The sequence below is a fragment of the Streptomyces sp. NPDC001002 genome, from assembly GCF_053599215.1.
Genome location: NZ_JBSFLV010000027.1, coordinates 52,974 through 70,838, shown reverse-complemented (window position 1 = coordinate 70,838; position 17,865 = coordinate 52,974). Strand labels below are relative to the sequence as shown.

Annotated in this window: 14 protein-coding genes and 1 tRNA gene; 6 read left to right on the top strand and 9 right to left on the bottom strand. The window is 71.7% G+C overall.

Going from position 1 to position 17,865, the window contains the following annotated elements; genetic code table 11:
* The first annotated feature begins 184 nt into the window (after positions 1–184).
* Complete coding sequence (locus ACWDR3_RS15250) at positions 185–4,546, top strand: PAS domain-containing protein (protein ID WP_450352949.1); 4,362 nt, start codon at positions 185–187, stop codon at positions 4,544–4,546.
* A 95-nt stretch (positions 4,547–4,641) separates the two neighbouring features.
* Complete coding sequence (locus tag ACWDR3_RS15245; protein WP_450352948.1) at positions 4,642–5,580, top strand: zinc-binding dehydrogenase; 939 nt, start codon at positions 4,642–4,644, stop codon at positions 5,578–5,580.
* Between the two features lie 83 nt (positions 5,581–5,663).
* Here the strand turns inward: ACWDR3_RS15245 and ACWDR3_RS15240 are convergent, their stop codons facing one another.
* The 6 genes from ACWDR3_RS15240 to ACWDR3_RS15215 all read right to left on the bottom strand — a co-directional run bounded on the left by ACWDR3_RS15240 (position 5,664) and on the right by ACWDR3_RS15215 (position 11,443).
* Positions 5,664–7,319 (bottom strand): long-chain fatty acid--CoA ligase, encoded by a 1,656-nt coding sequence (locus ACWDR3_RS15240; RefSeq protein WP_450352947.1) that lies wholly within the window; start codon positions 7,317–7,319, stop codon positions 5,664–5,666.
* A gap of 120 nt (positions 7,320–7,439) precedes the next feature.
* On the bottom strand, positions 7,440–7,997 hold the full coding sequence (locus ACWDR3_RS15235) for a SigE family RNA polymerase sigma factor (RefSeq protein WP_450352946.1): 558 nt from the start codon (positions 7,995–7,997) through the stop codon (positions 7,440–7,442).
* Positions 7,998–8,222: 225 nt separating this feature from the next.
* Entirely contained in the window at positions 8,223–9,389 is a 1,167-nt protein-coding gene (locus ACWDR3_RS15230) for a lipid-transfer protein (RefSeq protein ID WP_450352945.1), read from the bottom strand.
* On the bottom strand, positions 9,386–9,829 hold the full coding sequence (locus tag ACWDR3_RS15225; RefSeq protein WP_450352944.1) for a MaoC family dehydratase: 444 nt from the start codon (positions 9,827–9,829) through the stop codon (positions 9,386–9,388). Before ACWDR3_RS15225 ends, ACWDR3_RS15230 begins: the two co-directional genes overlap by 4 nt.
* 56 nt (positions 9,830–9,885) lie before the next feature.
* Complete coding sequence (locus ACWDR3_RS15220) at positions 9,886–10,794, bottom strand: bifunctional MaoC family dehydratase N-terminal/OB-fold nucleic acid binding domain-containing protein (protein ID WP_450352943.1); 909 nt, start codon at positions 10,792–10,794, stop codon at positions 9,886–9,888.
* A 337-nt stretch (positions 10,795–11,131) separates the two neighbouring features.
* A complete protein-coding gene (locus ACWDR3_RS15215) occupies positions 11,132–11,443 on the bottom strand; it encodes a hypothetical protein (RefSeq protein WP_123999061.1) in 312 nt (103 codons plus the stop codon).
* Positions 11,444–11,793: 350 nt separating this feature from the next.
* Between ACWDR3_RS15215 and ACWDR3_RS15210 the strand changes: the two genes are divergently transcribed.
* Entirely contained in the window at positions 11,794–12,660 is an 867-nt protein-coding gene (locus ACWDR3_RS15210) for a bifunctional DNA primase/polymerase (protein WP_450352942.1), read from the top strand.
* 149 nt (positions 12,661–12,809) lie between these two features.
* Complete coding sequence (locus tag ACWDR3_RS15205; RefSeq protein WP_450352941.1) at positions 12,810–13,241, top strand: hypothetical protein; 432 nt, start codon at positions 12,810–12,812, stop codon at positions 13,239–13,241.
* Between the two features lie 33 nt (positions 13,242–13,274).
* Here ACWDR3_RS15205 and ACWDR3_RS15200 read toward each other — a convergent pair whose 3' ends face one another.
* Together ACWDR3_RS15200 and ACWDR3_RS15195 are read right to left on the bottom strand one after the other, a co-directional pair.
* Positions 13,275–13,781, bottom strand: a complete 507-nt coding sequence (locus tag ACWDR3_RS15200; RefSeq protein WP_450352940.1) for a hypothetical protein — start codon at positions 13,779–13,781, stop codon at positions 13,275–13,277.
* 98 nt (positions 13,782–13,879) lie between these two features.
* Positions 13,880–13,966, bottom strand: a tRNA-Ser gene (locus ACWDR3_RS15195).
* 127 nt (positions 13,967–14,093) lie between these two features.
* On the opposite strand from ACWDR3_RS15195, the gene ACWDR3_RS15190 reads away from it, so the two are divergent.
* On the top strand, positions 14,094–14,951 hold the full coding sequence (locus ACWDR3_RS15190) for an isocitrate lyase/PEP mutase family protein (RefSeq protein WP_450352939.1): 858 nt from the start codon (positions 14,094–14,096) through the stop codon (positions 14,949–14,951).
* A 117-nt stretch (positions 14,952–15,068) separates the two neighbouring features.
* On the opposite strand, the gene ACWDR3_RS15185 is transcribed toward ACWDR3_RS15190, so the two are convergent.
* Positions 15,069–16,577 (bottom strand): S1C family serine protease, encoded by a 1,509-nt coding sequence (locus ACWDR3_RS15185; protein WP_450352938.1) that lies wholly within the window; start codon positions 16,575–16,577, stop codon positions 15,069–15,071.
* Between the two features lie 257 nt (positions 16,578–16,834).
* On the opposite strand from ACWDR3_RS15185, the gene ACWDR3_RS15180 reads away from it, so the two are divergent.
* Positions 16,835–17,662 carry a glycerophosphodiester phosphodiesterase gene (locus tag ACWDR3_RS15180; protein ID WP_450352937.1) on the top strand — a complete coding sequence of 276 codons (828 nt, stop codon included), beginning with the start codon at positions 16,835–16,837 and terminating at the stop codon, positions 17,660–17,662.
* The last annotated feature ends 203 nt before the right edge of the window (positions 17,663–17,865 follow it).

The following is a 17,865-nucleotide window of genomic DNA, read 5'->3' as shown; positions in this document are numbered from 1 at the left end:
CAGGCCGCAGGCGGAGTCGTGCCGTCACACCTTCTGCGTCACTTCGTCGTGCGACCTCCCTCTCATCCGGCGCCGCGGGTGGGACCACTGCCCTTAGACTCCCTCGCGTGACACGTCGCGGGCAGGTTGGCAAGATGGCCCGAGCGGCGGTCGGCAAGATGCGGTAACAGGGAGGAAGCGTCTCGTGAGCAGCAGGCCATCCCGAGGCGCTGCTCGCCTCGCAGCCATACTCGACGCGCTTCCCGACGCGTTGGTGCTGGTCAACGCCAACGGGACCGTCGTCAACGCGAACACCATCGCGCTGGAGGCCTTTGAAGCGCCGGGAACGGCGCTGGTGGGGCGAGGGCTGCTCGATCTGCTGCCGCAGTTCGACTCCAAGCTGATCCCGGGCTCCATGCGGCGGCCCGATCACATGGATCCCCGCGGGCAGACCAAGCCGACCCGGATGATCGCGCGGCGGACCGACGGGAGCGAGTTCCCCGTCGAGGTGACCAGCGCGAATCTGGAGAACGGGCAGCAGGCCTACGACAGTTACGGCTACGGCTCCGACGAGCTGCTGATGCTCGTCGTACGCGACCTGACCGGGACCGTCGACACCGAGGCCGAGCTGGCGCGTTCGCAGCGGCAGACCGAGATGATCCTGCGGGCCGCGGCCGAGGGTGTCGTGGGGACCGACACCGACGGGCGGATCGTGCTCGTCAATCCCGCCGCCGCCCAGATCCTCGGGTACCGGGCCAGCGACCTCGGCGGCAAGGCGCTGCACGATCTCGTCCTGCACTCGCGTGCCGACGGCACGCCTTTCCCGTACGACGAGTCGCCGCTCGCCGACACCCTGCGGTCCGGGCGCAAGCACCGGGTGCGGGGGCAGGTGCTGTGGTCGAAGTCCGGGGCCGAGGTCTCCGTCGACCTCACGACCGCGCCCGTGCGCGACGGCGACCAGCTCGTCGGCGCGGTGATGACCTTCACCGACCGGCGGCCCTACGACGCGCTCGCCGAGGAGAAGGAAGCCGTCGAGAAGCGGCACACCGACGAGCTGGAGCGGATCGAGGAGGAGCACGCCTCCGAACTCACCGCCCTGCGCCAGAAGCACATCCGCGAGATCGAGGAACTCCAGGAGCAGCACGACGAGGAGATCGCCGTCGGCGAGGACCGGTACGCGGCCCTCGGTGAGCGCGCGAAGGATCGGTACGAGGCCCTCGCCGGGCGGCACGAGCAGCTGCTGACGCTGCTCGCCCGGTCGCTGCGCGGGCCGCTGGACGAGCTGCGCCGCGATCTCGCCGCACTCGCCGCCGACGACGCCGGGCAGTTGTGGCCCGAGGCCAACCAGGTGCTCCACCACCTGTCCGCCGGCTACTCGCGCATCACGACCCTCATCGACAACGTTCTCGGCTACCAGGCCCTCGACGCCGGCAGCGAACAGGTCGTCCGTACGAAGGTCATGCTCGACGCGGTCGTCGCCGCCGGCGTCGACGGGGCCGTCGAGCTGATCGGGCCCGGGCGGGTGCAGTTCGCCGTGCACGCGCCGCCGATAGAGGCCGAGGTCGACCCGCAGCGGCTCGCCACCGCGCTCGCACACCTCGTCGCGGACGTGGCCGGCGTCGACGCGACCGGCAACGCGCCCGTGTCGGCGGGCGGTTACATGGACAACACCGTCGTGGTCGCGGCGGCGCAGCGCGGTGAGGTCGTACGGATCGAGGTGCGCGGGCCGTACGCCGGGGGAGACCCGGTGCACGAGCCGATCGTGCGCGGGATCGTGCGGGCCCACGGCGGCGTGCTGCAGACGCACGAGGTGCCGGGCATGAGCGGCAGCGCATACGTCCTCGAAGTGCCCATCGGCGGTGGCGCGGGGGCCGTCGAGGTGCAGTCCGCGGCCCTCGAAGTGGCCGAGCCCAGCTCCGGCGGCGGGCGGCGGCGGGCGCGGCGGTCCTCCGTCGACGCCTTCCTGGAGAGCGACGTTCCGGGGGCGGGCGGCGAGTCCGGCACCCCGGGCGCCGAGGTCGCCGTGCCCACGGGCCGGCGTCGGCGCCGGGCAGCCGAGGAGCAGGCCCAGGAACCGGTCGCCGCGGACGGGTCCGGCGGTACCGGGCGTCGGCGCGGGCGGGCCGCCGACGGCAGTGCGGAGGGTCAAGTCGAAGGTGACGGTTCCGGGGACGGGGTCTCCGAAGGTGCCGTCGTCATGGCCGGCGAGCACGGCGCCGGTACCGCGGCCGTCGGCAGCGGCCTGGGCGGCACGGTGCCGCCGCAGGGCGTACCCGCGCCCGCCGGCGGAACCACCGGACGGCGCGCCCGGCGCGACGGCGGCGAACAGCACGCCCTGCCGCCGGCCCTCCCCGCCTCCACCGGCCAGGGCAACCAGCCGGTCCTCGCCAACCAGCCCGTCCCCGCGGGCCAGTCCGCCCCCGCCGAGAACGCCGAGCCGACCGGTCGCCGTCGCCGCGCCCTGGCCGCCGCGAACGAGCGCGCTGCCGCCGCGCAGGAGGCGGGACCTCGTACGGTCTTCGCCCTGCCGCCGGCCGAGGCGGACCGGACACCGGAGTCGGGGGCTGCGGCGGTAGCGGCGGGCGGCACGGACATGGCCGCGCAGCAGGCGCCGGAGGCCGGGCAGATGCAGCCGCCCATGCAGACGCCCATGGCGGCGCCGATGTCGGCGGCTGGTCCGGGGCAGATGGCTGGGCAGGCGCCGGGGCAGATGCCGGGATCCGTGCCGGGCCAGGTCCCCGGGCAGGTGCCGGGACAGATGCCAGGGCAGCAGATGCCAGGGCAGCTTCAGCAGCCCGTCCCCGCGCAGGGACAGGGTCAGGCTCAAGGCCAGGTCCAGGGTCAAGTGCCGGGCCAGGCGCCCGGTCAGCTTCAGCCGCCGACGCCCGTCCCGGCCCAGCAGCAGGCCCCGGTGCAGACACAGCCGCACCCGCAGGTCCCCGGCCAGAGCGGCCAGAACCTCGCCGGTGACGCCCTGATCGACAACGGTCGGCACGACACCGCCCCGCACGACCAGTCCGAGGACCACACCCCTCCGCAGCCGCACCCCACGAGCGCGCCGACGGGTCGCCGTCGCCGTGCCGTGGCGCAGGGCGGGGCGGCGGGGACGCCCGCGCAGGGAGTTCCGGTCGCGGAGGCCGCCCCTGGCATGGCTCAGGCGGGGCTCGCGCCTGCCGTGCCCGGTCAGGCGGTCGGTACGACGGGACAGCCGGTCCCGCCCGGACAGCAGCCGGTGCCCGCGCAGGGCGCGCCCATCCCGGCCCAGGCGACCCCCGGCCAGCCCCTTCCCGCGGAGGCCGCCGCCGGTCCCGTACCGCCCGCTCAGTCCGGCACCACGCCCGCGCCGGGCACGCCGCTTCCGCCGGAAGTGGCCGCGGCGCAGGCCCAGGCTCAGGCGCGGGCCGCGCAGCCGTTGCCGGCCGAGGCGGGCGGGGGCATGCCCGTCGACCCGAACTCCACTCAGGGGCGGGCGATCAGTGTGCGGACGCTCGGGCAGGGTGTGCCGTTCACGCGGCAGGCCGCGCAGGTGCAGCAGCCGGCGGCGGCGCCCGCGGCGAACAGCCCCACCAACGGGGGCCGGCGCCGCAAGCTCGGCACGCGGCCCGACTCGGCCGCCGCGCCCCAGGAACAGGCCGCCCGTCCGCATCCGTCGGCCGAACAGCCGCAGCCGCAGCCCTCGCTCGCCGGCCAGTCCCGGCTGGCGCAGGTGACCGAGGGTTCCGGACGGTCGTACGCCATAGGGGCACCGGACGAGAACGCCGCCGAGGGTCCCGAGCCGCTGGACGGTCCCGGCGGGGCGGTCGAGGTCGCGGATCCGCCGCGTCCGCAGCCGCTGGACGACGAGTTGCCGCCGGAGCCGCTGGACAACCCGCGGCGGCTGCTGGTGTGGCCCGCGCCGGACGTCACCACCCAGCAGGCGCTCAGCGACCGCGGCTACCGGCCCGTCATCGTGCATTCGCGCGAGGAGGTCGACGCGCAGATCGCCGCGTTCCCGGCCGCGCTGTTCGTGGACCCGCTGACCGGTCCGATCACCCGGACCGCGCTGCAGTCGCTGCGGCAGGCGGCGGTGGCCGCCGAGGTGCCGGTGATGGTGACGGCGGGGCTCGGACAGGCGACCCGCGAGGCGGCCTACGGCGCCGATCCCGCCGTACTCCTGAAGGCGCTCGCCCCGCGGGACAGCGAGCAGCACCCGCCGCGCGTGCTGCTCATCGAGGAGCACGCGGAGATCGCGCTCGCGCTGACCGCGACGCTGGAGCGGCGCGGGATGCAGGTCGCGCGGGCCGCGAGCGACGCGGACGCGGTGACGCTGGCGGGGCAGTTGCGGCCGAACCTGGTCGTGATGGACCTGATGCAGGTGCACCGGCGGCAGGCCGGCATCGTCGACTGGCTGCGCGCGAACGGCCAGCTCAACCGCACCCCGCTCGTCGTCTACACCGCCGCCGTCGACCAGGCCGACCTCCCCCGCCTCGCGTCGGGCGAGACGGTCCTCTTCCTCGCGGAACGCTCCACCAGCACCGAGGTGCAGAGCCGGATCGTGGACCTGCTGGCGCGGATCGGCACCAACTAGGGCCCGTCCCGGCGCTCGGTTTGAGCGTGGGCATCCGGCAGCTGATGCTGTTTGGTGGCGCGCGTTCGAGTGCGGTGCTGCCCTAGGGAGAAGACATGGCCGTCGGTGCTCTCGTCGTCGATCCGTCCGCGTCCGCCGCGGTCCGCCTCGCCGAGGTGCCCGACCCCGTGCCTGGACCGGGCCAGGTCCTGGTGGCGGTTTCCCACGCCTCGTTGAACCACGGCGACCTCAATGACGCCCGCTCGGGGCGGGTCCCCGTGGGTGCGGTGCTCGGCTCGGACGCCGCCGGAGTGGTCGTTGAGGCCGCGGCGGACGTAACCGGCCCCGCGGTGGGCACCCGAGTGGTGGCCCTGACCTCGGGGGCGTTCGCCGAGCGCGTCGCGATCGGCGTGGGTGCGCTGGCCGAGGTGCCGAAGGGCTTGGACCTGGCGCGGGCGGTGGCTCTGCCCGTCGCCGGAGTGGCGGCGCTGCGCTCGCTGCGGGCCGCCGGGGTCGGACCGGGCAAGAGGGTGCTGGTCACCGGGGCCTCCGGCGGGGTCGGCCGGTACGCCGTCCAGCTGGCGGCACGGGCCGGTGCCCACGTGATCGCGTCCGTGGGCTCGGCCGCCCGCGGTGAAGGGCTGAGCGAGGCCGGCGCCGACGAGGTGCTGATCGGACTGGAGCAGCTTCAGCGGCCTGTCGACGTGGTCATCGACAACGTCGGCGGTCCTCAACTGGTCGCCGCCTGGAACCTGCTCGCTCCCGGTGGCAGCGTGCAGAGCGTCGGCTGGACCTCCGGGGAGCCGGCGGTCTTCCCGCCGTACGCGACGGTCGGCCCGGCCAAGTCGCTGACGTCCTTCGTCATCGAGGGCGCTGTCACCGCGGACCTGGCCGCTCTCACCGAGCTGGCCGCCGAGGGCTTCCTCAGCGTCGAGATCGGCTGGCAAGGATCCTGGGACCGTTTCGAGGAGGCGGCCGAGGCGCTCCACGGACGCCGGATCTCCGGAAAAGCGGTCCTGGAGGTGACGCCCGGCGAGCGGTCCGCCGCCGGGTGACGGGCGAAGGCCCACGTCCTACGACGGTGACGTGGGCCCGTGCCGTTCTGTTCCCGGTGCCGTTCTGTTCCCGCTGCCGGTCGCTAGAGCTTGGTGACGTCCAGGCCGCCCTCGGCGTACTGCCTGCGCAGCACCTTCTTGTCGAACTTGCCGACGCTCGTCTTCGGGACCGACTCGATGATCGTCCAGCGCTCCGGAAGCTGCCATTTGGCGATCTTGCCCTCCTCGGCGAGGAAGGCGCGCAGGGACTCGAAGTCGGCGGTGGCGCCCTCCTTGAGGACGACCGTGGCCAACGGGCGCTCGCCCCACTTCTCGTCGGGGACGGCGACGACGGCGGCCTCGGCGACGGCCGGGTGGGCCATCAGCGCGTTCTCCAGGTCGACCGAGGAGATCCACTCGCCGCCGGACTTGATGACGTCCTTGGCGCGGTCGGTGAGGGTGAGGAAGCCGTCGGGCGAGATCGTGCCGACGTCGCCCGTCTTGAGCCAGCCGTCCTCGCTGAACTTGTCGACGGGGCGCAGGGGTTCGGCCTCGGGGCCGTTGTAGTAGGCGCCCGCGATCCAGTTGCCGCGGACCTCCAGCTCGCCGGCGGACTCGCCGTCCCAGGGCAGGCGCTCACCGCCGGGTCCGGAAAGGCGCGCCTCGACGCCGGCCGGGAAACGGCCCTGCGTGAGCCGGTACGCGAACTCCTCCGGCGTGCCGACCGCCTCGGCCGGCGGGCGGGCGATCGTGCCGAGCGGCGAGGTCTCCGTCATGCCCCAGGCGTGACAGACCCGCATGCCGAGGCTGTCGAAGGCCTCCATCAGGGAGGGCGGACAGGCCGAACCGCCGATGGTGACCTGGGTGAGCGAGGAGACGTCACGCGGGCGGGCGGTCAGCTCGATGAGCAGGCCCTGCCAGATGGTGGGCACGGCGGCGGCGTGCGTCGGGTGCTCGGTCGCGATCATCTCGGCGAGCGGCGCGGGCTGCAGAAAACGGTCCGGCATCAGCATGTTGATGCCGGTCATGAAGGTGGCGTGCGGCAGTCCCCAGGCGTTGACATGGAACTGCGGCACCACGATCAGCGAGGTGTCCTGGTCCGTCAGGCCCATCGACTGGGCCATGTTGACCTGCATGGAGTGCAGGTAGACGGAACGGTGCGAGTACACGACCCCCTTGGGATCGCCCGTCGTGCCGGAGGTGTAACACATGGCGGCGGCCTGGCGTTCGTCCAGCTCCGGCCAGTCGTACGAGGTCGGCTTGCCGGCCAGCAGCTCCTCGTACTCGTGCACCTGCGGGGTGACCCCGGCCAGCAGCGAACGGTCGCCCGGGCCCGACACGACCACGTGCTCGACCGTCTTGAGGTGCGGGAGCAGCGGGGCGAGCAGCGGCAGCAGCGAACCGTTCACGATCACGATCCGGTCCGCCGCGTGGTTCACGATCCACGCCAACTGCTCGGGCGGGAGACGGAGGTTGAGGGTGTGCAGGACCGCGCCCATGGAGGGGATCGCGAAGTAGGCCTCGACGTGCTCGGCGTTGTTCCACATCAGGGTCGCGGCCCGGTCGTCGCCCACGACGCCGAGGTCCTCGCGCAGGGCGTGCGCCAACTGGGCCGCGCGGTCGCCGACCTCGGCGAAGGAACGGCGGTGGGGTTCCGCCTCGCCGGTCCAGGTGGTCACCTGCGATGTGCCGTGGATCGTGGATCCATGCGTCAGGATCCTAGAGATCAGCAGCGGTACGTCCTGCATGGTGCTCAGCACGGCGATCCTCCCGGGGCGACATTGCCTACGCGGCGGTAACGGTTGCGCCGATTCTGCGCACATACCATTCGGTATGTCACTAGCTGCCGTCGATCGATCACATCACGCCGGACCAGTGAGTCAGCGCACGAGGCCCAACTCAGGATCCTCCCGCAGCTTGCCGAGCGCACGCGACACCGCGGACTTCACCGTGCCCACCGACACTCCGAGCACCTCGGCCGTCTGGGCCTCGCTGAGGTCCTCGTAGTACCTGAGGACGACCATCGCCCGCTGCCTGGCCGGCAGCTTCGCGATCGCCCGCCACATCGCGTCGTGCAGGGCCTGCCTCTCGGCCGGGTCGTCCCCGCCGGGCGCGGGCTCCGGCTCGGGCAGCTCCTCGCACACGAACTCGTCGACCTTGCGCTTGCGCCACTGCGACGTACGGGTGTTCAGCAGCGCCCGGCGCACATAGCCGTCGAGCGCACGATGGTCCTCGATCCGCTCCCACGCGACATACGTCTTGGTGAGGGCGGTCTGCAGCAGATCCTCCGCGTCGCTCGGGTTCGCGGTCAGCGACCGGGCAGTACGCAGCAGCACCGGCTGGCGGGCCTTCACGTACGAGGAGAACGACGGGTACGCGAGGGTCTGCGTCACTGGTTCGGCAGCGGTCGAGGCGCTGGTGCAGACGAGTGTGGTCATGGCTCCACGCTAGGAGCGAGGGCACGTCCGGCGGATCGGCCGCAGGTCCCGAAGCCGAGTCCGCCTCAGGTTGTAGGGGTGGTGCTGGCTGCACCTCCTAAAGGTGGACAAGGGGGTGGGGGGTACTGCGGGATGACCCCTGAGGGTGTCCTGGGGGAGTACCTCGGAGGAGCATCCCGGAGGAGTACCCCGAGGCCTCGCAGGAGTGTCCCGGGCCGGCGTCGCTCAACCGTCCGACGTCAGCACCAGCCCCGACGTCGGCACCCCCGTGCCCGCCGTGACCAGCACCCTTCGCGCCCCCGGTATTCGGTTCACCGCCGTCCCCCGCACCTGGCGCACCCCCTCCGCGATCCCGTTCATCCCATGGAGGTACGCCTCCCCGAGCTGCCCCCCATGCGTATTGATCGCCAACGACTCCCCCGCCACGAAATCCGCCGCCTCCCCCTTGCCGCAGAACCCGAACTCCTCCAACTGCATCAGCACGAACGGCGTGAAGTGGTCGTACAGGATCGCCACGTCGATCTCGGCCGGCGTGAGCCCGGAGGTGCGCCACAGCTGCCGGGCGACCACGTCCATCTCCGGCAGGCCCGCCAGGTCGTCGCGGTAGAAGCTGGTCATCTGCTCCTGCCCCCGGCCCGCCCCCTGGGCCGCCGCCGCTATGACCGCCGGCGGATTCGGCAGATCGCGGGCCCGCTCCACCGAGGTGACCACCAGCGCCTGGCCGCCGTCGGTCTCCTGGCAGCAGTCCAGCAGCCGGAGCGGCTCGACGATCCAGCGCGAGGCCGCGTGGTCGGCGAGGGTGATGGGGCGACCGTGGAAGTACGCCGCCGGGTTCGTCGCCGCGTACTTCCGGTCCACCACGGCCACCTGCCCGAACGCCTCCGGGGTCAGCCCGTACGTGTGCAGATAGCGCTGCGCCGCCATCGCCACCCACGAGGCCGGGGTGAGCAGCCCGAACGGCAGGGACCAGCCCAGCGCCGCGCCCTCCGCCGACGGCTCCCGGTGCTGCACGCCCGAACCGAATCTCCGCCCCGAACGCTCGTTGAACGCCCGGTAGCAGACGACGACCTCCGCGACACCCGCCGCCACCGCGAGCGCCGCCTGCTGGACCGTGGCACAGGCCGCCCCGCCGCCGAAGTGGACCCGGGAGAAGAAGGACAGCTCCCCCATCCCGCAGGCCTGCGCCACGGTGATCTCCGGGCTGGTGTCCATCGTGAACGTCACCATCCCGTCCACATCACCCGGCGTCAGCCCCGCGTCGTCCAGCGCCGCCCGCACCGCCTCGGCCGCCAGCCGCAGCTCACTGCGCCCCGAGTCCTTGGAGAACTCCGTGGCCCCTATACCGACGATCGCCGCGCGCCCGCCGAGCGCGTCTCGCGTACGGACGCTCATGCGGGGTCTCCGGGTGGGCCGGGGAGCTGGTCCGGGGCGGGGAGCGGCACCGGCACCTGTATCGGCACCGTCACGGTCACCGTGCCTGTGACGTGTCGGCCTATGCCGTTGTCCCCGACGACCCGGACCGTCGCGGTGTCGCCGTCGGCCTTCTCGATCGTGCCGGTCAACACCATCGTGTCGCCCGGGTAGTTGGGGGCGCCGAGCCGTATGGCCACCTTGCGGAGCTCGGCCGCCGGGCCGAAGTGGTCGGTGATGTAGCGGCCGACCAGACCGTTCGTCGTCAGGATGTTCATGAAGATGTCCGGGGAACCCTTCTGCCGGGCCAACTCGGCGTCGTGGTGCACGTCCTGGTAGTCACGGGAGGCGATGGCGCCGGCGACGATCAGGGTCCGGGTGACCTGGATCTCCAGGGGCGGGAGCTTCTCGCCGACCCTCATGCCTCCGGTACCTGATTCTCCGGCCCTCATGTCTGCGGCCCTCTCCTCTCCCTCCGTCATCCGACCTCCTCCAGCGCGCGGAAGACAGGCAGCACCAACTCGTCGTCGTACGACTGGAATTCGAGCCGCACCGGCAGTCCTATCCGGACCCTGTCGTACGGCACCCCCACCACATTGCTGATCATCCGCACGCCCTCGGCGAGTTCGATCAGCGCGACTGCGTACGGGGGGTCGAAGGCCGGGAAGGGCGGGTGGTGCATGACGACGTACGAATAGACCGTGCCGTCGCCGCTCGCCTCGACCGGGGTCCAGTCCGGGCCGCCGCAGGCGTTGCAGCCCGGCAGCCAGGGGAAGCGGAGGGTGTCGCAGGTCGTGCAGCGCTGGATGAGCAGGCGGTGGTGCTCGACGCCCTCCCAGAAGCCGGCGTTGTCGCGGTTGACGACGGGTCGGGGGCGCAGGGCGGGCTTCTGTTGCTGCCTTCTGCGGGCGGGGGCGTACTTGAGGATGCGGAAGCGGTGGGTGCCGGCGATGTGGGGGCCGACGTGGATGTCCATGCGGGTGGTGACGAAGTAACCGGTGCCCAGTTTGGTCGACTTGAGGTCGGACACGGACTCGATGACCGAGTCGAAGGTGATCTCGTCGCCGGGGCGCAGGGGGCGGACGTACTCCTGCTCGCAGTCGGTGGCGACGACCGAGGTGTAGCCCGCCTCGTCGAGCAGGGCGAGCAGCTCGTCGTAGGCCTGGGTGCGGCCGCCCGGGTAGCCGGAGAGACCGCCCATCGTCCACACCTGGAGCATGGTGGGCGGGGCCTTGGCGTCCGGGCCCTCGTACGCGGGGTTGGTGTCGCCCATCGCCTCGCACCAGTGCCGGATCATGGGCGCGTTGACGGGGTCCTTGCCCTCGGCGGCGACGGCGGCGGATTGCCCCTCGTACACCTTCAGCCGTGCGCCCAGCTCGTCGGTCATCGTCGCCCCCTCGTCGGCTCGCGGTCGTGTCGTTTCGTGTGGCGGTCGTGCTGTCCCGTGTCGCTCGTGTCGTACTCACTTCTGGTACACCGCCGACGCCGAGCGGGTTCCCACGATCTCGGCGAGAGTTTCTGACTGTCCGTCAGATGCCGTGCACTGTCAAGGTTCTGACCCTCCGCGAAGGCGGGGAAGGTCGCGCCGCGCCGCACGGAAAACGCCTGCGCGGCGGTACCGAAGTACCGCCGCGCAGACGCGTTACCACCCCACGGAGCACACCCCTGGACCCCGCCGGCCCCCCGTAGGCCCTTACGGCCTCCCAGGCGTCAGGACCGCCGGTTCACCACAGGTTGGTGAAGTTGACGAGGACGTTCTCGTTTCCCTGGTTGATGGCCGTGAAGGCGGAACCGTTGACCTGGGCGGTGTTGCTCTGGTTCGAGGCGCCGGAGCCGACCGCGTTCTGCTGCGTGGTGGACGAGTTGCCGTTGTTGTCGTGGCCGACGCCGCTGCCGACGATGCTCGCGACACCGGCGTTCGATCCGTCGTCCGCGATCGCGCCGTTGTCCGCCGCGGCGACGCCGGTGAACAGAGCGGCGGCCAGCGGGAGAGCGGAGACGGCGGCGATGACGCGGGCGGTACGGATGCTTGCCATGTTTCTTCCTCCAGAACCCGGCTTTGTTGCCGGAAGTACGTCAAGTCAGGCTGTTTCCGGGGCAGTTGGCCGACCGCCTCGGTGTTGTGCACGACGTCGCGAGACCAGAGTTGCCCATGGAATCCCCGGCGAACCACCCCGGAAGCCTTGATTCCCCCTCAAGTGCTACGACAAGTCGATAAACCCCTTTCACCACTTCCAAGCCCCAGGTCAGGGCAGAACGGGCGACTCAAACCCAAGCACCGCAAGAGGCGAAGCGTTCCAGCACATTTCCCGCCAATCGCCCTTTCTCGGCGCGTCGAACACCGCCCCCTCTTCCCTTTTTCGAACGTACGTACGAACATGGAGGCATGGCCACCACCGACCGGCAGGCCACGACGCTGGCCCTCGCACACGCCCTGTCAGCCGCGGAGCGCGGTCTGGCCGTCATTCCGCTGTCCCGGACGAAACTCCCGGCCCTGCGCTCCCCCCACCGCGCCGACCCCGAACCCGAGCCCTGCCACGGCGAGTGCGGGCGCCTCGGACACGGGGTGTACGACGCCTCGACCGACCCGGCGCGCATCCGCGAACTGTTCGCCGCCGCGCCCTGGGCGACCGGCTACGGCATCGCGTGCGGGCTGCATCCGCACCACCTGATCGGCGTCGACCTCGACACGAAGTCGGGTACGGACTCCTCGGCGGCCCTGCGCGAACTGGCCCTGCGCCACCTGTTCACGATCCCCGACACCGTGGTCGTCCTCACCCCCAGCGGCGGCCGCCACCTGTGGCTGAGCGGCCCCCCGGACACCGTCGTCCCCAACTCGGCCGGCCGCCTCGCCCCCGGCATCGACATCCGCGGCGCCGGCGGCTACCTCGTCGGCCCCGGCTCCCGCACCGACCACGGCGTCTACGGCACCGCACCGGGCACCGCGCACCTCGCCCCCGCGGCCTGCCCGCCCGCCCTCCTCCGCCTCCTGCTCCCGCCGCCCCGCACCCACCACCCCACCGCGCCCGCCATCAGCGGCCACGGCCAGGGCCTGGTCCAGTTCGTCCTCGCGGCGCACGAGGGCCAGCGCAACACCCGCCTCTTCTGGGCCGCGTGCCGTGCCTACGAGGACGGGATCGGCCCTCCTCTGGTCGAGCCCCTCGTCGAAGCGGCGGTCAACACGGGCCTCACGGAACGCGAGGCGCGGGCGACGATCGCGTCGGCGGCGCGGATGACTCGGCATCGGGCGTGAGGGGATCGGGGCGGTGGGGGCAGTAGGCGGTGCGTCGGGCCCGGCCGGGACGGGGCAGTGGGCGGGACAGGAACAGCAATGCCGATCAGCAGCAGAGGAACCACATGCACGACCGCCCCGACACGCACCGCGGCCCCAGAGTGCGAACCATGTCGCTCACCCGCGTGGTCCTCGCCTCCGGCCGCGCCGCCGACCTCTGCGATCTGCGGCTCTCGTCGACGTACGGCGGACTGCCGGACGGCTACCCCTGCAAGCCGGTCAACGACATGGCGATCAAGGGCCTGCTCCACGAGGCCGAACGGACCTTCCCCACCACCCCGATCCACCTCGTTCCGCCCGCGCGCGAGTACCCCGACCAGTACGCCGGCGCACTCGGCCCGGTCGAGATACTCCCGCCGGTCGCCTGCGTCGGCACTTTCCGCTCGACGGCCCTGGACCCGACCCACGACCCCGTCCTGCACCGCTCCACCCTCACGATCATCTGGTTCCAGCACACGCCTCATGTGCCGTGGGAGTGCGATGCGGAGAGGGGGGTGCGGGAGGTGGACTGGGAGGGGTTGGCTCGGGACTGTGAGCTGTAGCCACGCGCGCGGGGATGCCGATGAGTCGACGGCTCAGACCCTGTCGACGCGCCAGCCGATCATCCCGGTGGCGCCCGACCGCCCCTGGACGTCGATGTGCAGCGAGGCCGTGGCAGCCGTGAAGCGCTGAGCGCTCATCGCCCCGTCACAGACGACCGGCTTCGGTGCGGGCGTGCTCTTCGGTGTGAAGTCGACGTCCGCCACTCCGCTGCCGTCGCAGACCAGGGTGAGGCGGTACGTGGTTCCCGGGGTGAGACCGGGTTCGGTGTGGATGCCCTCCGACACGCGCTCGATGCCGGACTCCACCATGGAGTCGTTCCCGGTCACCGTGCCGTCGAGAGCCGACTGCACCTGCGCGGTGAGCTTCTTCTCTTGCTGCACCGCGGAGTTGGAGCGACTCGGCGACGCGGAGGGCGAAGAGGGCTTGGAGGGCGTGGAGCCGGCTTCGGCATCGCTTCCCGACGTGCACGCGACCAGGAGGAACACCGGTGCCAGGGCAGACCCGAACAGGACAGTGCGTACCCCGCGCGTGGCGGTCATGAAAAAGCCCCCGTCGACTGTGCTTGCCCGTGCTCGAAAAGAGGCTGGGGCACCGGATTCCCTCCGGCGCCCCAGCTCAACAGCTTCCGCGTGCTCTGCGGTGGGTGTGGGATTTGAACCCACGGTGACATCGCTGCCACGACGGTTTTCAAGACCGTTCCCTTAGGCCGCTCGGGCAACCCACCCCGCGCCGCCCACCTGGGACGGAGCGGGTACAGCGTACCCGGCTTGGTCGATTCTCGGGGAGCGTGGGGCGGGAGGGGGCGTGTGGGAAGGTCGGACGCAGGGACGGTCGAGGAAGGGGTACGGCACGTGGACAGCAATCGGCGCCAACTGGCGGAACGCTTCGTCGAGTTGCACAAGGAGGGGTGCTTCCTGTTGCCCAACGCCTGGGACGTGGGGAGTGCCAAGGTGCTGGAGGCCGCCGGGTTTTCCGCGCTCGCCACGACCAGCGCCGGGGTCGCCTTCTCCCTCGGGCGGCCTGATCATGACTTCTTCGCCGACGCCGCAGCGGCGGGGGGTGACGGGCGCGTCGATCGGTCGACCATGCTCGCGCGCGTGCGCGAGATCGCCGGTGGCGTGTCCGTGCCCGTCAGTGCCGATCTGGAGGACGGGTACGGGGAGGCGCCCGAGGTCGTCGCCGAGACCATCAGCGCCGCGCTCGCCGCCGGTGTGGCCGGCGGCAATGTCGAGGATTTCACCGGGGAGCGGGCGCGGCCGCTCTATCGGTACGACCTTGCCGTGGAGCGGATTCGGGCCGCTCGGGAGGCTGTTGACGGCCACGGGGAGCCGTTCGTGCTCGTGGGGCGGACCGATGTGCTGCTGGTGGGCGGTTCGCTCGACGAGTGTGTGCGGCGGGCCAACGCGTATCTGGCGGCCGGTGCGGACTGCGCGTTCGTGCCGGGGGCCGCGGACGCGGCGACCATCGGGACGCTCGTGCGGGAACTCGACGGGCCGCTCAACGTGGTCATGGGGCTGACCGGGAACGCGCTGGGGATGGCGGAGTTGCGCGAGTTGGGGGTGCGCCGGGTCACCGTGGGGGGCAGTATCGCGCGGGCCATGTATCGCCGGCTCGTGCTCGCCGCGCGGGAGTTGGCCGAGTCGGGGACGTTCTCGTACGCCGAGGACCAGATGTCCCAGGGGGAGCTCAACAGCCTCTTCGAGAAGTGAGAACCCAGAGGTGAACCAAGAAGTGAGCCGGGTGTCGGAGGGGGAGCTCCGGCACCCGGCTCATCGCGCTTCACGCACGCGTGCGCGTCAGTTGGATCCTCGGACGGACCCTCGGACTCAGCTGTCGCCCTCGCGGGAGCCCAGCGTCAGGTCCACCGTGTGGGACTTGCCGCCGCGCTCGTAGGTGATCGTGACCTTGTCGCCCGGCTTGTGGGTCCAGATCTCGCCGATCAGGGTGGGGCCGGAGTCGATCACGTGGTCGTCGAGCTTGGTGATGACGTCGCCGGGCTTGAGGCCGGCGTCGGCGGCGGGGCCGCCCGCCTCGACGGCGTCGGAGCTGCCGGCGCCCTGTTCGCTGATCTTCGCGCCGCCGGTGGAGTCCTCCAGGGAGACGGACGCGCCGATCTTCGCGTAGACCGGCTTGCCGGTCTTGATCAGCTGCTGGGCGACGTACTTGGCCTGGTTGATCGGGATGGCGAAGCCGAGGCCGATCGAGCCGGACTGGCTGGTGCCGCCCAGACCGCCGCTGCCGGTGGACTGGATCGCGGAGTTGATGCCGATGACGTTGCCCTGGGCGTCCAGGAGGGGCCCGCCGGAGTTGCCCGGGTTGATCGAGGCGTCGGTCTGCAGGGCGCTCATGTAGGAGGCGTTGGAGCCGGTGCCGTCGCTGGAGGCCACGGGGCGGTTCTTCGCGCTGATGATGCCGGTGGTGACGGTGTTGGACAGGCCGAAGGGCGCGCCGATGGCGATCGTGGAGTCGCCGACGGCGACCTTGTCGGAGTCGCCGAGCGTGAGGGGCTTGAGGTCGGACGGCGGGTTCTTGAGCTTGATGACCGCGACGTCGTAGCCCTGGGCGTGGCCGACCACTTCGGCGTCGTACTTCTTGCCGTTCGGGAAGGTGGCCGTCAGCTTGCCGCCGTCGATCGCGTCCGCGACGACGTGGTTGTTGGTGACGATGTGGCCCTGGGTGTCGAAGACGAAGCCGGTGCCGGTGCCGCCCTCGCCGCTGGTGGACTCGGCCTCGATGGTGACGGTGCTGGGTACGGCCTTGGCGGCCACGCCCGCGACCGTGCCGGCGTCGCGCTTGACGTCACCGCCGCTGGTGGAGGCGGAGACGGTGGTGGAGCCGCTGTTGTCGTCGTTGTCCTTGGCCAGGGTGTAGCCGAGGCCGCCGCCCAGGCCGCCGGCGACCAGTGCGGCCACCAGGATCGCGGCGATCAGTCCGCCGCGCCCGCTGCCGGACTTGTGGCTGTGGGCGGGCTGCTGCTGGTACGAGTCGCCCCAGCCGGCACCCGAGCCGCCGCCCGCGCCGCCGTCGGCGTAGGAGGGGGTGGCCGGGGGCGGGGGCGGCCAGGCCGCGTCGGGGGCCGAGCCCTGGGAGTGGTCGCCCGTCGAGGCGTAGCCGGGGCCCTGGGAGGCGCCGGCGGACGCGTACGTGGGCGCGTGGCCGGAGTGCAGCAGGTCCTGCTCCGGTGCGCCGGGGGCGCTCGAAGGCGTCGGCGGGAGCGGAGTCGTGGGCGCGCCCCCCTCGGGGGCGACGCGTGCCGAGGGGGCGGGAGCATCCACCGGCACGGGGGGTGCGGACGGGGCCGGGGGTACCGGGGTGCCCTCGTTCTCGGTGCTCACAGCTTGTCTCCTCGGTCCACGGCTGGTCTTCTCGGTCGCACTCGGGCATGCCCGTTCACGTTGTTCGACGGTCCGGTGCGCTGCAGCTGTGCATGTCCTTTTGTATGCCGTCAGCTTTTCCCATGAGCCGTCAGGGCACCATAAGCGGCGCCTGTGCGTTCGGGGCTATTCCTTATATAGGTCATGAGGGGCAAAAGGGACGCAATCTCTGCCCCTCCGCTCGCACGACTACCCCCGGGCGGTGGCACCATGACGCGGTGACCCACGCACGGCAGCCCCGGACCCAAGTCGTCGCCCACCGAGGAGCCTCCGAAGAGGCCCCCGAGCACACCCTGGCCGCGTACAAGAAGGCGATCGAGGACGGTGCGGACGCCCTCGAGTGCGATGTACGTCTGACCGCCGACGGACATCTCGTCTGTGTCCACGACCGTCGCGTCAACCGTACGTCCAACGGCCGCGGAGCGGTGTCGGCGCTGGAGCTCGCCGATCTCGCCGCACTGGACTTCGGCGCCTGGAAGACTCGGGAGGGCTGGCGCACGCGCGACGAGGAGCCGGACTGGGAGTACCGGCCCGAGGACCGCGCCGACACCTCCGTACTGACCCTGGAGCGGCTGCTGGAGCTCGTCGCGGACGCGGGGCGGCGGGTGGAGCTGGCGATCGAGACCAAGCACCCCACGCGCTGGGCGGGGCAGGTGGAGGAGCGGCTGCTGCTGCTCCTGAAGCGGTTCGGGCTGGACGCGCCGGCCGCGCCCGAGGAGTCGCCGGTGCGCGTGATGAGTTTCTCGGCGCGCTCGCTCCATCGCGTGCGTGCCGCGTCGCCGACGCTGCCGACGGTCTATCTGCTGCAGTTCCTCTCGCCGCGGCTGCGTGACGGGCGGCTGCCCGCGGGTGTCGGGATCGCGGGTCCCTCGATCCGTATCGTGCGCAACCACCCGACGTACATCGAGCGCCTTCAGCGGGCCGGTCACCGGGTGCACGTGTGGACCGTGAACGAGCCGGAGGACGTGGACCTCTGCGTCGACCTGGGCATCGACGCCATCATCACCAACCGCCCGCGCGCGGTGCTGCGCCAGCTCGGGCGCTGAGCCCCGTCCCACAGCTGAGTCCCGTCCTCACAGGAATCCGCGTCCTCTTTACACAGAAGACCGGCTTGACGCGGAAGACCGGCTTTACACAGGAGAGTGGTAAAGACCTGTGAAGAAACCCTTGACCCACCCGCCCCAATGACGCCATCCTCCCAATCTCAGTCACTCCGGCGAATTCCAGCCACGTGACTACGGGGAGTGCA

Excerpts from the sequence above, each read along its gene's own strand:
- ACWDR3_RS15220 (WP_450352943.1), bottom strand. The coding sequence starts at position 10,794 with ATGACCGACGAGCTGGGCGCACGGCTGAAGGTGTACGAGGGGCAATCC.
- ACWDR3_RS15230 (WP_450352945.1), bottom strand. The coding sequence starts at position 9,389 with ATGAGCGTCCGTACGCGAGACGCGCTCGGCGGGCGCGCGGCGATCGTC.
- ACWDR3_RS15235 (WP_450352946.1), bottom strand. The coding sequence starts at position 7,997 with ATGACCACACTCGTCTGCACCAGCGCCTCGACCGCTGCCGAACCAGTG.
- ACWDR3_RS15245 (WP_450352948.1), top strand. The coding sequence starts at position 4,642 with ATGGCCGTCGGTGCTCTCGTCGTCGATCCGTCCGCGTCCGCCGCGGTC.
- ACWDR3_RS15210 (WP_450352942.1), top strand. The coding sequence starts at position 11,794 with ATGGCCACCACCGACCGGCAGGCCACGACGCTGGCCCTCGCACACGCC.
- ACWDR3_RS15200 (WP_450352940.1), bottom strand. The coding sequence starts at position 13,781 with ATGACCGCCACGCGCGGGGTACGCACTGTCCTGTTCGGGTCTGCCCTG.
- ACWDR3_RS15225 (WP_450352944.1), bottom strand. The coding sequence starts at position 9,829 with ATGAGGGTCGGCGAGAAGCTCCCGCCCCTGGAGATCCAGGTCACCCGG.
- ACWDR3_RS15205 (WP_450352941.1), top strand. The coding sequence starts at position 12,810 with ATGTCGCTCACCCGCGTGGTCCTCGCCTCCGGCCGCGCCGCCGACCTC.
- ACWDR3_RS15215 (WP_123999061.1), bottom strand. The coding sequence starts at position 11,443 with ATGGCAAGCATCCGTACCGCCCGCGTCATCGCCGCCGTCTCCGCTCTC.